The 12,509-nt window shown below is 73.1% G+C and carries 11 protein-coding genes; 7 read left to right on the forward strand and 4 right to left on the reverse strand.

Annotation, left to right across the window (positions count from 1 at the left end; translation table 11 throughout):
- The 3 genes from ACFYO8_RS22660 to ACFYO8_RS22670 form a co-directional block, all read right to left on the reverse strand.
- A partial coding sequence (locus ACFYO8_RS22660) for a cellulose binding domain-containing protein (protein ID WP_354869790.1) occupies positions 1 to 587 on the reverse strand: 587 nt, incomplete at its 3' end.
- Between the two features lie 291 nt (positions 588 to 878).
- Positions 879 to 1,943 carry an SRPBCC domain-containing protein gene (locus ACFYO8_RS22665; RefSeq protein ID WP_357711611.1) on the reverse strand — a complete coding sequence of 355 codons (1,065 nt, stop codon included), beginning with the start codon at positions 1,941 to 1,943 and terminating at the stop codon, positions 879 to 881.
- Positions 1,944 to 2,076: 133 nt separating this feature from the next.
- The gene (locus ACFYO8_RS22670) at positions 2,077 to 2,667 is read right to left on the reverse strand and encodes a TetR family transcriptional regulator (protein WP_357711613.1); all 591 of its coding nucleotides are present in this window, start codon (positions 2,665 to 2,667) and stop codon (positions 2,077 to 2,079) included.
- Between the two features lie 122 nt (positions 2,668 to 2,789).
- On the opposite strand from ACFYO8_RS22670, the gene ACFYO8_RS22675 reads away from it, so the two are divergent.
- Positions 2,790 to 4,427 carry an MDR family MFS transporter gene (locus ACFYO8_RS22675; protein WP_354869781.1) on the forward strand — a complete coding sequence of 546 codons (1,638 nt, stop codon included), beginning with the start codon at positions 2,790 to 2,792 and terminating at the stop codon, positions 4,425 to 4,427.
- Positions 4,428 to 4,501: 74 nt separating this feature from the next.
- On the forward strand, positions 4,502 to 5,344 hold the full coding sequence (locus ACFYO8_RS22680) for a phosphatase PAP2 family protein (protein WP_354869778.1): 843 nt from the start codon (positions 4,502 to 4,504) through the stop codon (positions 5,342 to 5,344).
- Positions 5,345 to 5,351: 7 nt separating this feature from the next.
- Here the strand turns inward: ACFYO8_RS22680 and ACFYO8_RS22685 are convergent, their stop codons facing one another.
- On the reverse strand, positions 5,352 to 7,409 hold the full coding sequence (locus ACFYO8_RS22685; protein ID WP_354869775.1) for a cellulose binding domain-containing protein: 2,058 nt from the start codon (positions 7,407 to 7,409) through the stop codon (positions 5,352 to 5,354).
- Positions 7,410 to 7,653: 244 nt separating this feature from the next.
- Here ACFYO8_RS22685 and ACFYO8_RS22690 point away from each other — a divergent pair, with 244 nt between their 5' ends.
- The 5 genes from ACFYO8_RS22690 (at position 7,654) to ACFYO8_RS22710 (ending at position 12,404) form a co-directional block, all read left to right on the forward strand.
- Positions 7,654 to 8,403 carry a lytic polysaccharide monooxygenase gene (locus ACFYO8_RS22690; RefSeq protein WP_354869772.1) on the forward strand — a complete coding sequence of 250 codons (750 nt, stop codon included), beginning with the start codon at positions 7,654 to 7,656 and terminating at the stop codon, positions 8,401 to 8,403.
- Entirely contained in the window at positions 8,388 to 9,056 is a 669-nt protein-coding gene (locus ACFYO8_RS22695) for a DUF305 domain-containing protein (protein WP_387190010.1), read from the forward strand. The genes ACFYO8_RS22690 and ACFYO8_RS22695 overlap by 16 nt, the downstream gene beginning before the upstream one ends.
- A gap of 304 nt (positions 9,057 to 9,360) precedes the next feature.
- Complete coding sequence (locus ACFYO8_RS22700) at positions 9,361 to 10,950, forward strand: DHA2 family efflux MFS transporter permease subunit (protein ID WP_387257502.1); 1,590 nt, start codon at positions 9,361 to 9,363, stop codon at positions 10,948 to 10,950.
- Between the two features lie 120 nt (positions 10,951 to 11,070).
- Positions 11,071 to 11,295, forward strand: coding sequence for a hypothetical protein (locus tag ACFYO8_RS22705; protein ID WP_354869763.1), 225 nt, complete (start codon positions 11,071 to 11,073; stop codon positions 11,293 to 11,295).
- Between the two features lie 35 nt (positions 11,296 to 11,330).
- The gene (locus ACFYO8_RS22710) at positions 11,331 to 12,404 is read left to right on the forward strand and encodes a PIN domain-containing protein (RefSeq protein ID WP_354869760.1); all 1,074 of its coding nucleotides are present in this window, start codon (positions 11,331 to 11,333) and stop codon (positions 12,402 to 12,404) included.
- Positions 12,405 to 12,509 lie beyond the last annotated feature (105 nt).

Here is a 12,509-nt window from a genome sequence, read left to right on the forward strand (position 1 = left end):
CAGCCCGAGCGCGGCTGCGCCAACGCACCCGTGGACGACCACCGGTACGACGACGGCAGACTGCACGTACCACCCGGCGGCGGCGTGGTCGGCGGTGCGGTGGTCGGCGGCGCGGTGGTGGGTGGCGCGGTGGTGGGTGCGCCGGTCGGGTCGCCCGTCGGCGTGGTGGTGCCGCCGGTGCAGGTCACCCCGTTGAGCGCGAAGCTGGTCGGCACCGGGTTGCTGCTGGTCCAGGAGCCGTTGAAGCCGAACGACGTGGTGCCGTTCGTCGGGATCGACCCGTTGTAGTCGACGTTGCGCGCGGTGACCGCGGCCCCGCTCTGGGTCAGGCTCGTGTTCCACGACTGGGTCACCGTCTGGCCGGCGCCGAACGACCACGTCAGGGTCCAGCTCGACACCGGGTCGCCCAGGTTCGTGACGGTGACGTTGGCGCCGAAGCCGCCCTGCCACTGCGACGAGATCGCGTAGTTGACCGAGCATCCCGCGGCGGCGGCCCCGGCGGGCAGCGCCACGGCGACGGTCCCCGACGCCAGCAGTGCGGCGCCCGCCGACGCCAATATGGCATTTACTGATCTGGATCTGGACATGGAATGACCTCCTGCGGGGGCAGCGGCTCCGACATTGGCGGTGACGATTGTTTTGTGAGCGTTAACAGCCGCGTCAGGGATGTTACGGGAGCGCTCCCATGCACTCAACAATTCATTTTCGCGCCCACCGCGCCGCATGCCGTCGCCCGCCCGCGCCCACGCGCGCTCGCCCCGCCCGGTCCTCCGGATCATGAGGTGGACCGCGCTCGATGCGGAAGGATCCGCGGCCCGACGTCATGGTCGACGCGGCGGAGGCGGGCGGGCGGAGGGTGAGTGGGGGTGGGGTGGGGGTCAGGCGGGGGTGCAGGGGGTGTCGCCCGCGGTGCAGGCGGCGGGGGCGTCGTGCGCCGGGTCCGGGTCGCGGACGTCGAAGCGGATCGTGGCGGAGTCGCCGCCCGGCAACGCGCCACCGGTGAACGTGACCACGGTGCCGTCCTGCTTCGCCTCGGCCCCGCTCACGCTGCCCACGATGGCGCCGTCGTGCAGCGTCACGGTGACCGTCCAGACCGGACGCGGCGACGGTCCGGGGTTGCGCAGCACCACCTGGCCCCGGTAGCCGAAGACCCGGTCGTTGACCGTCTCGTAGGTGGCGCTCAGCGGCGCCGCCGCCACCGTCGAGGGCGTCGGGCTCGGCGTACGGCTGCGGGTGGGTGACGGTGTCGGTGAGGGCGACGCGCTGCGGCGGCTCGCGCTGGGCGTGGGCCGCGCGGTCGTCGGGCGGGCCGACGGCGTGGCGCTGGACGGCATGACGAGCGACGTCGTGGGCAGCGGCGCGGCCGGCGCGGGCGGGTCGTCACCGGTTGCCCACACAGTCGCCCCGGCCGCCGCGGCGAGCAGCGTCACCGCGCCGGCCGCCAGCAGCACCCGGCGCCGCCCGGGCCGGCGGTGATCGTCGCCGAGGAGCCGGACCACGGGCAGTTCGGCGGTCAGCCCGCCCTCGGCGCGGCGCAGGTCGACGTTCTGGAACGCCAGCCAGTCGAGGATCGCCGGCAGCCGTCCGGTGACTGCCTGCTCGTGCTGCGCGGCGCGGGCGTCGGCGTCCCAGTCGCCGTCCTCGAGGACCTCGCGTACCGACAGCCGGGTGCCGTGCGCGGTGGGGGTCAGGTCGCAGGCGAACCGGGTGGCCCGGCCGTCCTCCCGGCAGCGGACCACCAGCCGTTGCGGCGCGCGCAGCTCGACGGTCTCCACCTCGGCGTCGCTGTCGTAGCCGGGCAGCGCGGCGGTGGCAAGGATCCACCGGCCGGACCCGGGCGCGCTGTCGGCGAACCACTTGGCCAGCAGCGCACGTTCCGTGAGCGCCCGCCAGACCCGGGCGGGCGGGTGGAACAGGTCGACCTCGGTGACGATCTCGATCACGCGGAGACTCTAGGTCCTGTGTCAAGGCCGGCGCGGGGCGCTGTCGCCGACCGGCTCGGCCGGCCGCTGCCGTGCCGGATGGCGACGAGCGCGGTCCGGGGCCCGTCGCGCGGCCGCCGATCTCGGGGACGGCTCAGCCGTCCGCCGGGGCGGCGCGGGCGAGCACGTCGCGCAGCACGTCGCGCAGGGTTCGCCCGGGATGTTCCAGCCACTCGTGGGCGGCGACGCGCAGGGACGCGAGGAACGTCGCGGCGACGACCCGGGCCCGCAGCGGCGCGTCGGGTCCGGTCAACCGGCGGGCCAGCTCCGCGGCCAACTCCCGCTCCTGGGCCGCGTACGCGCCGACCTGGTGGGCGGCCAGGGCCGGGTGGCCGTGCAGCCGCCGGCGCCGGTTGAGCCAGGGCTCGGCCGGGTCGTCGTAGCCCTCCTCGGCCTGGACCAGGGTGGCCCGGGTCAGCGTGGCCCACGGCCCGAGTTCCGCCGGCTGCTCCGCGACCAGCGCGAGCAGCCGGCGCAGCCGCAGCGTGTCGCCGTGGAAGAGGGCCTCCTCCTTGCCACTGAAATAGTTGGAGAACGTACGCCGGGAGACGTTCGCGGCGTCGGCGATGGCCTCGACGGTGATCCGGTCCGGGCCGTGCTCGACGGCGAGCGACAGCGCGGCCTCGTGCAGCGCGAGGCGGGTGGCCGCCTTCTTGCGTTCCCGCAGCCCGGTGCACTCCTCCATGCGGCTTAGCGTAGGTGAGCGATTTCTCAATGGGCAAACTTGCCTACCGGGCAAGGTTTAGTGTTGATTGCTTGAGGCAACGAAGCGGCCAACCCCCATCGACACACCTGGAGGACGCGCGGATGAGCGCACCCACCGCGACGGCTGAGGCCGCCCCGATGACCAAGCGGCAGACGCTGGAGGCACTCAGCGGCCTGCTGCTCGTGCTCTTCGTGGCCATGCTGAGCGCCACCGTGGTCTCGACCGCCCTGCCGAAGATCATCGGAGCGCTCAACGGCTCCCAGACGCAGTACACGTGGGTGGTCACCGCCACCCTGCTCACCGCCACGGCGACCACCCCGATCTGGGGCAAGCTGGCCGACCTGTTCAACAAGAAGCTGCTGATCCAGATCGCCATCGTGGTGTTCCTGGTCGGGTCGGTCGCGGCCGGCTTCGCGCAGAGCGCCGGGCAGCTCATCGCCGCCCGCGCCTTCCAGGGCATCGGCGTCGGCGGTCTCCAGGCGCTGGTCCAGGTCGCCATCGCGGCCATGATCCCGCCGCGCGAGCGAGGTCGCTACAACGGCTACCTGGGTGGCGTGATGGCGCTGGCCACCGTCGGCGGCCCGCTGCTGGGCGGCCTGATCGTGGACACCTCCTGGCTCGGCTGGCGCTGGTGCTTCTTCGTCGGTGTGCCGGTCGCGGCCGTTGCGCTGTTCCTGCTCCAGATCACCCTGCACCTGCCCACCGTGCGCCGGAAGAACGTCAAGATCGACTACCTCGGCGCCACGCTCATCGCCGCCGGCGTCAGCGTGCTGCTCATCTGGATCTCGTTCGTCGACGACTCGTTCGCCTGGCTCTCCTGGCAGACCGGCGCCATGGTCGGCGGCGCGGTGCTGCTGCTCGCGCTCGCCGTGTGGGTGGAGGCGCGGGCCGCCGAGCCGGTGGTGCCGCTGCACATCGTCCGCGAGCGCACCACCGCCCTGGCGATCCTGGGCAGCCTCGCGGTAGGCATGGCGATGTTCGGCGGCGCGGTCTTCCTCGGCCAGTACTTCCAGATCGGCCGCGGCTACAGCCCGACCGAGGCCGGCCTGCTCACCATCCCGATGATGGCCGGCGTGCTGATCTCCTCGATCGTGGCGGGCCGGATGATCACCGCCAGCGGGAAGGTCAAGCCGTACATCGTGTTCGGGGCGGTCGTGCTCGTGATCGGGTTCGGCATGCTCGGCACCATCGACCACGAGACCTCGCTGGTCTTCGTCGGCATCGCGATGTTCATCGTCGGCGTCGGTGTCGGCATGACCATGCAGAACCTGGTGCTCGCGGTGCAGAACACGGTGTCGCTCAAGGACATCGGCGCGGCCAGCGCCAGCGTCGCCTTCTTCCGCTCGCTCGGCGGCACCATCGGCGTGTCGGTGCTCGGCGCGGTGCTGGCCCGCCGGGTCACCGACCGGATCACGCACGACCTGGCCGCGGCCGGCATCCCCACCTCCGGCGGAGGCGGCAGCACGCTCAACCTCGACGCGTTGCCCGAGCCGGTCCGGCAGATCGTCCGGGCCGCATACGGGGACGCGACCGGGCATATCTTCCTGATCTCGGCCGCCATCGCGGTGGTCGGTATCGTTGCGGCGCTGCTGCTGCGTCCGGTCACCCTGCGTTCCAGCCTCGATCTGCCGGACACCGGCCGTTCGGTGGCGGTGGGAGCGGACGCCGTCGACGGCGCGCCCGCCTTCGACGAGGTGAGCGTGGACTCGGCCGGCCGGGAGGAACGCGCCCGCCGCTGAGCCCGTACTCCCAGGGCCGTCGCCGACCCCGGCGGCGGCCCTGGTCCGTGGGGGGACGAACCGAAGGAGGAGCCGTGGACGTCACGCGGACCGCGCCCGCTCGTCTCGCCGCATGGCAGCGGGTGGCGCGTGAGCTGGCGCTCGTCGCCGTGCTCTTCCTGGCCTACAAGGTGGGCCGGCAGGTGGTGACCGGGCAGGCCGAGACGGCCCTGGCCAACGGCGAGTGGATCTGGCGGCTGGAGCGTCTGCTGCGCCTGCCCGACGAGGCGCTCGCGCAGGGGCCGCTGCTGGCGCACGAGCCGCTGATGCGGGCCGTCAACTCCTACTACGCCTTCGTGCACTTCCCGGCCACGGTCCTCTGCCTGGTCTGGCTCTGGCTGCGCCGCCCGGCCCACTACCTGCGGCTGCGGCGGGCCCTGGCGGCGCTCACCGCGGCGGCGCTCGTGCTCCACATCTGGGTCCCGCTCGCGCCACCGCGGCTGACCGCCCTCACCGGGATGGTCGACACCGGCGCCCGGTACGGCCCGAGCGTCTACGGCCCCCCGGACACCGACCAGCTCAGCAACCAGTACGCGGCCATGCCCTCGCTGCACGTGGGCTGGGCGCTGGCGATCGCGCTGGCGCTGATGGCGGTCACCGGCGGACGCCGCCGCTGGCTGTGGTTGCTCCATCCACTGGCCACCGCGTTCGTCGTGGTGGTCACCGGCAACCACTACTGGCTCGACGGCGTCGTCGCGGTGGCGCTGCTCGGGCTGATCCTGGCCGTGCTGCCGACGCCCGCGCCGGACCGGCCGGCGCTCGCGACCGGGCCGGCGCGCCCGCACGTGGTTCCGGCGCCGCGCCGCCCCGGCCGCCGCCGGAACCCGAAGGTCCCGGCGACGGCCGACGTGCGGCTGCGGCCACCCGGCCGCGGCTGAGGAGCGGTCAGCGCAGCGTGCAGACCGTCCCGTTGAGGCGGAACGCCGTCGGTGGCACGTTAGGTCCGCTGTACGCGCCGACGAAGCCGACGGTGGTGCTCCCGCCGTCGGCGGCGAGCCGCCGGTTGTCGGCGGTGGGCGTCACCCGGACGTTGCGGCCCTGCTGGTCCCAGGTGGCGCTCCACCCGCTGCTCACCTGCTGCCAGCCCGTCGGCCATGTCCAGGTCAGCGTCCAGCCGTCCACCGCCTTCGAGCCGGTGTTGATCACCTCGACGTTCGCCACGTACCCGTTGCCCCAGTCGTTGTCGTCGTTGAACCGCACCGCGCAGGAGCTCTCGGCCGGGCTGCCGGTGGCGAACGTCAGCGGCGGGGACGACCACGAGACCCGCCCGGCGGTGTCCCGGGCGAGCACGTTGACCGTGTAGCGGGCGCCCGGTTCGAGGTTGCCCACCGTGAGCGACGTGCCGGCGGTCTCGCCGAGCTGCTCGCTCACCGCGCCGTGCTGCCGGTGCACCTCGTACTTGGCGATCGGAGCCGCGCCGGGCGTGGCCGCCGGCCAGGAGATGGTCGCCGCGCGGTCGGTCACCGCGCTGGCCGTCGGCCGCCCCGGGGTGCCGGGCCGCCCGGCCGAGCTGCCTGCCGGTCGCAGCACGAGCGTGGTGAGCGAGTACGGCGGCAGCGTCCGGGCGGTCGCGTCGCCCGAGCGCCCGGTGCTGATCGCGGTCGCGCCGTTGGTGAAGGTGTGCACGGTCGGCGCCTCGTCGGCGGGGGTGAACCCGGCGTAGTCGAGTGCCACCGGATGCGCGTTCTCGGGGTCCTTGTTGAGCAGCAGGACCGCGAGGCTGCCGTCCGGCCGGCGGACCGCGTGCGCGGCCACCAGCGGCTCGTCGGTTCCGGCGCGGACGAGCTGGTCACCGGGCCGGGCGAACAGGTTCATCATGGACAACGCGTGGTACGGCGCGAACGGCGTGTTGAACGCCGGCTGGCACACCTCGCCGTCGCTCGTGCAGTTGCCACTGGACAGCAGCCCGAAGTCGCCGTAGTCGGTCTGCCCGGCCACCTCGGAGACGGTGCCGATGCCGTTGTGCACGTTCCACCACTGCACAGTGAACACGCCCTGTTCCAGCAGGCCGCTGTAGGCGTCGGCCAGGAACAGCGCGCCGGGCGCCGTGGTGCGGCCGGCGTCCACGTTCAGCTCGGTGAAGCTGATCCCGATCCGGTCCGCGCCGGGGCCGGCGTACCGGGCGATCTGCTGGCGCAGCAGCCAGGCCGCGTCGGGCAGGTGGCTGGTGCGGACCAGCGAGTCGGCGGCGCCGCCGCCCGGGTACCAGTGCACGTCCACGAAGTCGATCTTCGGGCCGGCGAGGGAGAGCACTGTCTGGTTCCACGGCCCCGGGTCGGATCCGGCGGTGATCCCGTCCGGCCAGTTGCCGGGCATGGTGAGCACCGCGCCGACCTTGATGCTCGGGTCGACCGCCTTCATCGCGTCGGCGTACTCGATCACCAGCCGCGCGTACTGGGTGGCGCTCTTGTCCGGGTGGTCGTCGGCCTCCCAGGCCGAGCCGTAGTGGCCGTTGCCGTAGTTCTCGTTGCCGACGGTCCACCACTTCGCGCCGTAGCCCTTTGTGACGTTGGCGTAGCGGACCCACGCCGCCGCCTCGGCGGGCGTGCCGGTGCCGTAGTTCGCGATGATCATCGGCTCGGCGCCGACGCGGCGGGCGCCGGCCATGAACGTGTCGAAGTCGGTGTTGGGCGCGACGTAGCCGCCGGGAGCGGTGTGGGTCTCCCAGTGGTAGATGTCGGCGTACGAGCCGCCGGGGTAGCGCAGCATCTTCACGCCCGCGGCCTTGAGCAGGTCGGACGTCTCGGCGCTGCCGAGCTGCGAATCCCAGATGGCGTGGTTGAGGCCGAGCGCGGTGGCCGGGACGGTGGCCAGCCCGGCGCGGGTGTTCACCGTGACGGTGACCGGTTCGGTGGGGTCGGCGGCGGCGACCGGCCCGCCGACAGTGCTGAGCGCGGCGGCGACCAGCAGCAGGCTGGCCGCGAACGCGGTGGATCTCCTCATGCGGGGGTGTCCTCCGGGGAGTGGGACGACGGGGGCGATGCCCGGTCTGCGTCGTCCTCCCGGACGCCTTGCGGCGGCGGGATGCCCAGGAACGACGGTCGGCTCCGCGCGGCGAGCCATCGATCAGGATCATACGCCCGGCGCCGGGCGTGCAGGACTTAATTTATAGATAGGAGTCTTTACTGTTAAGAATGTTTAATTTATGTTCGGGGCACCTTCCGTTCCCCCCGAAGGAGTTGCCACCATGCGACGGACAATCACCCTCCCGCTGCTCACCGCCGGCGCCGTGACCGGCACGCTGGCGCTCGCCGCGCCCGCGCAAGCACACGGCTACGTCTCCTCGCCGCCCAGCCGCCAGGCGCTCTGCGCGCAGAACCGGGTGCCCGACTGCGGCCAGGTCAAGTACGAGCCGCAGAGCGTCGAGGGCCCCAAGGGCCTGCGGAGCTGCCACGCCGGCATCACCCAGTTCGCGGTACTCAACGACGACAGCCGCAACTGGCCGGCCACATCGGTCGGCGGCACCGTCACGTTCACCTGGGTCAACACCGCCCGGCACGCCACCGCCAACTGGGAGTACTGGATCGGCGGCACCCGCGTCGCGGTCGTCGACGGCGGGGGCCGTCAGCCCGGCGCGACCGTGTCCCACACGGTCAACCTCGGCGGATTCTCCGGCCGGCAGAAGCTGCTGGCGATCTGGAACATCTCCGACACCGCAAACGCGTTCTACTCCTGCGTCGACCTCCAGATCGGCGGCGGAGGCGGCAACCCGACCCCGTCGCCCACCCCGACGGCGGCGCCCACCACGCCCGCTCCCTCGCCCGCACCCACCCGGACCAGCACCCCGGCGCCGGGCGGGACGTGGAGCGCCGGGCGGGCGTACCAGGTCGGTGACACGGTGACCTACGACGGCCGCGGCTACCGCTGCCGCCAGGCACACACCGCCATCGCCGGCTGGGAACCGCCGAACGTACCGGCGCTGTGGCAGCAGATCTGAGCCCGCGTACCCGCGCGGCGGAGCCGGCCGGCCCCCGGCTCCGCCGCGCGTCCGCCGCGGCGCTGCCCGGGATGGTGCTCGCGGCCGTGCTCGCCCTGCCCGGGTGCGGCGGCCCGCCCGCCGACCGGTCCGCCCCGGCGCAGGTCCCGTCCGCCACGGCCCCGGACCCGTCCGCCGCGCCGTCCGTCCCGGTCGGCGCGGACGCCGCGGTCAGCGGGATCGATGCGCTGTTCCTGGCCATGATGGTGGCGCACACCGAGCAGACGCTGGAGATCGTCCGGCTCGGCCTCGACCGGGCCGGCGAACCGCGGCTGCGCACACTCGCCGCCGCCGTCCGGGCCACCGAGACAGACGAACTGGCCACCATGCGCCGATGGCTGCGCGAGGCCGGCCCGTCGGCCGCCGCCGCGGCCGCCCGGCACGACCACTCCGGACACAGCGACGCCACCGCCGGACTGGACCGGCTGCGCGCCGCCGCGCCCGCCGACGCCGACCGGGTGCTGCGCGACGTGCTGAGCCGGCACCAGCGCACCGCGGCCGACCTGGCCCGCGCCCAGGTCACCGCCGGGACCGACGAGCGGGTACGCGAACTCGCCCGCCGCATCGACCGCTCCCGTACGGCCGAGGTCGAACTGATGGCCGGGCTGGGCTGAGCGGCGGCCCGGTGCGGGCATGACCTTCGTCACGGTCGCCGCCGCCCGCCCCACCCCGCCAAGGTTCACGAACCGGCGCGCACCAGCCCTTTCCGCGAGCCACCGCAGTGCCCGGGGTCGCCGGGGCGGCGGCCTGCCGCGCCGGCGCGGTTCGTCCTCCGGCTAAACCGGCCGCGTGCTGTCCCAGGTCATCGCTACGCTGTCGCCCGAACGCCGGCCCGCCGCGCGTTCGCCCGCGCTCCGCCGACGGCGCGCGGCGCCGCCACCGCCTCGAAGTGCCGGACCGGATCCCAGGAGACCGTCAGTGACACACCAACCCGTCGCGACGTCGACGAAGCTCGACGCCGCCGTGCTCAAGGTGGCCGGCGTCGTCGTGCTCGGCGCGATCATGTCGATCCTCGACGTGACAGTCGTCAGCGTGGCGCTGCCGACCTTCCAGAGCGAGTTCGACGCCACGTACGCCCGCGTCGCGTGGACCATGACCGGCTACACGCTCGCGCTGGCCACCGTCATCCCACTGAGCGGCTGGGCCGCCGACCGGTTCGGCACGAAACGCCTCTACATGGTGGCGTTGGCGCTGTTCACCATCGGCTCCGGGCTCTGCGCCACGGCCGACTCGATCGGCGAGCTGATCGCCTGGCGGGTCGTCCAGGGCCTCGGCGGCGGCATGCTCATGCCGCTCGGCATGACGATCATGACCCGGGCCGCCGGCCCGCACCGCATCGGCCGCCTGATGGCAGTGCTCGGCATCCCGATGCTGCTCGGCCCCATCACCGGCCCGATCCTCGGCGGCTGGCTGATCGACGTCGCGAGCTGGCACTGGATCTTCCTCATCAACCTGCCGATCGGCCTGGTCGCCCTGGTCTACGCCCAGCTGGCACTGCCCCGGGACAACGCCGAGCCGTCCGAGTCGTTCGACTTCCTCGGCATGCTCATGCTCTCGCCCGGTCTCGCGCTGTTCCTCTACGGCATCTCCACGCTTCCCGAGACCGGCACCGCCGCCGACACCAAGGTCTGGCTGCCGATGCTCGCCGGCGGCGCGCTCGTGGTCGCCTTCGTGCTCTACTCGTTCCGCCCTCGGCACCCGCTGCTCGACCTGCGGCTGTTCCGCAACCGCAACCTGACCATCGCCACCGTCACCATGTTCGTGTTCATCATCGCGTTCATGGGCGCCGGCCTGCTGTTCCCGAGCTACTTCCTCCAGGTGCGTGGCGAGACGACGCTGGCCGCGGGCCTGCTGATCGCGCCGCAGGGCATCGGGGCGATGCTGACCATGCCGATCGCCGGCATGCTCGCCGACCGCGTGCCGGTCGGCCGGACGGTGCCGTTCGCGCTGGTGCTCATCGCGGCCGGGTTCTTCACCTTCACCCAGCTCGGCACCGACACGTCGTACTGGCTGCTCTGCGGCTCGCTGTTCGTGATGGGCCTCGGCATGGGCGGCACGATGATGCCGATCATGACCTCGGCGCTGAAGACGCTCAGCGCGGCGGAGGTGGCGCGCGGTTCCACGCTCGTCAACATCGTCCAGCAGATCGGCGGTTCGGTGGGCGCCGCGGTCATGTCGGTCATCCTCACCAGCGAGCTGAACGGCTCGCGGCCGATCCCCGGCGCCGTCGACCCGGGCGCCGGCGCCCCGCTGACCGAGGCGCAGCTCGCCATCGCCGCTCAGCAGCAGCCCGAGCTGACCCAGCAGTTCCCGGTTCCGCCGTCGCTGATCGAGCGCGGTCTCGACTTCGCGGCGAACTCCTTCTCCACCACCTTCTGGGTCGCCTTCGGCCTGGTGCTGCTGACCTTCGTCCCGGCCGCGTTCCTGCCCCGCCGCCGGGAGCCCTCGCACCTGCTCGACGGCGAGACGGGGGAGGACAAGCGCCCCGCGCCGATCCCGATCCACTGACCGCCGCCGTGACCCCGGGGCCGGACGCGTCCGTGTCCGGCCCCGGGCCGTCGCGATCCGCTGCCCCGGCGACGACCAGCGCCTAGGATCGGTAACCGGAGCCGGGGAGAGGCGGTCGGCGTGAGCGGACACGACGCGCAGCGGTCGGCGCGACGGCGTAACCGGCTGCTGCTGGCCGGCCTGCTCGCCGTCGTCGGGTTGATCCTGCTGCTGCTCGGTCTCACCGTCGCCACCGGCACCGTCGCCGGCGTCGAGGTGGTGCTCGCGCTGCTGCTGCTGGTCACCAGCTACGCGATCCAGCGCGTGGCCCGCCGGGAGACCGTCTACCGGAACGAGCGGCGCTGACCGGCCCGGCGCTCCGGCCGGGCTAGGCTGCCAGTGTGGATCACGAAGACCGGATCGCGCTGTTCCTCGACTACGAAAACCTGGCCCTGGGCGTACGGGACCATCACGGCGGCCGGCCGTTCGACTTCCGGCCGATCGCCGACGCGCTCGCCGAGCGCGGGCGCGTGGTGGTGCGCCGGGCGTACGCGGACTGGTCGTACTTCGACGAGGACCGGCGGATGCTCACCCGCTCGCACGTCGAGCTGATCGAGATCCCGCAGCGGATGGGCGCCTCGCGAAAGAACGCGGCCGACATCAAGATGGCGGTGGACGCGGTCGAGCTGGCGTTCGAGCGTGGATACATCTCCACGTTCGTGATCTGCACCGGCGACAGCGACTTCACCCCGCTCGTGCACAAGCTGCGCGAACTCAACAAGCGGGTGATCGGCGTCGGGGTGGAGAAGTCCACCTCCGCGCTGCTGCCCCCGGCCTGCGACGAGTTCCTCTACTACGACCGCCTGGAAGGCGTGGACGTGCCGCCCCCGGCCGCCCGCCGGTCGCGCCCGGCCCGGCCCTCGCCGGCCGAGCCCGCGCCCGAGCCGGCGGTGGAGACCGCCCCGGCCGAGGAGGACTCGGCGCGGGACGTCGACACGCTCGCCGTGCAGCTCGTGCAGACGGTGGCCGGCATGCAGGGCAGCTCCAGCGGCGACGTGACCGCGTCCGCGCTCAAGCGTGCCCTGCTCCGCAAGGACCCGACGTTCAGCGAGTCCGACTACGGCTTCCGTACCTTCGGGGAACTGCTGCGCCACCTCGCGGCGCACAACGTGGTGGAGCTGGCCGCCGGGCCGGCCAAGGGCGATCCGGAGGTGTCGCTTCCCGAACAGGGTGACCGGGAGGTCGCGTTCGGGCTGCTCCGCTCCGTGGTGGTGGACCTCGCCGCGGACGGTGGCGCGGTGGCGCTGTCCGGCCTGAAGGACCAGCTCCGGCGGGCCCGGCCGGACTTCAGCGAGAAGAAGCTCGGCTACCGCAGCTTCCTCCAGTTCTGCAAGGCCGCCGCCACCGGCGGCGTGGTGGAGCTGCGCTGGAGCCCCGAAGACGGCGACTACCTGCTGACCCCCCAGCCCTCATAACCCCACCACTACCCTCGCTCTCGCGCCCCAGCTCCCCCTCGCCTCGCGATCTTGCACTTGCGGCCCTCATGAACGAGGGCGAATCGGGCATCCACGGGGCCACAA

The sequence above is a fragment of the Micromonospora sp. NPDC005257 genome, from assembly GCF_042872445.1.
In the GTDB taxonomy this organism is placed as follows: Bacteria; Actinomycetota; Actinomycetes; order Mycobacteriales; family Micromonosporaceae; genus Micromonospora.

Excerpts from the sequence above, each read along its gene's own strand:
- ACFYO8_RS22670 (WP_357711613.1), bottom strand. The coding sequence starts at position 2,667 with ATGGAGGAGTGCACCGGGCTGCGGGAACGCAAGAAGGCGGCCACCCGC.
- ACFYO8_RS22675 (WP_354869781.1), top strand. The coding sequence starts at position 2,790 with ATGAGCGCACCCACCGCGACGGCTGAGGCCGCCCCGATGACCAAGCGG.
- ACFYO8_RS22685 (WP_354869775.1), bottom strand. The coding sequence starts at position 7,409 with ATGAGGAGATCCACCGCGTTCGCGGCCAGCCTGCTGCTGGTCGCCGCC.
- ACFYO8_RS22690 (WP_354869772.1), top strand. The coding sequence starts at position 7,654 with ATGCGACGGACAATCACCCTCCCGCTGCTCACCGCCGGCGCCGTGACC.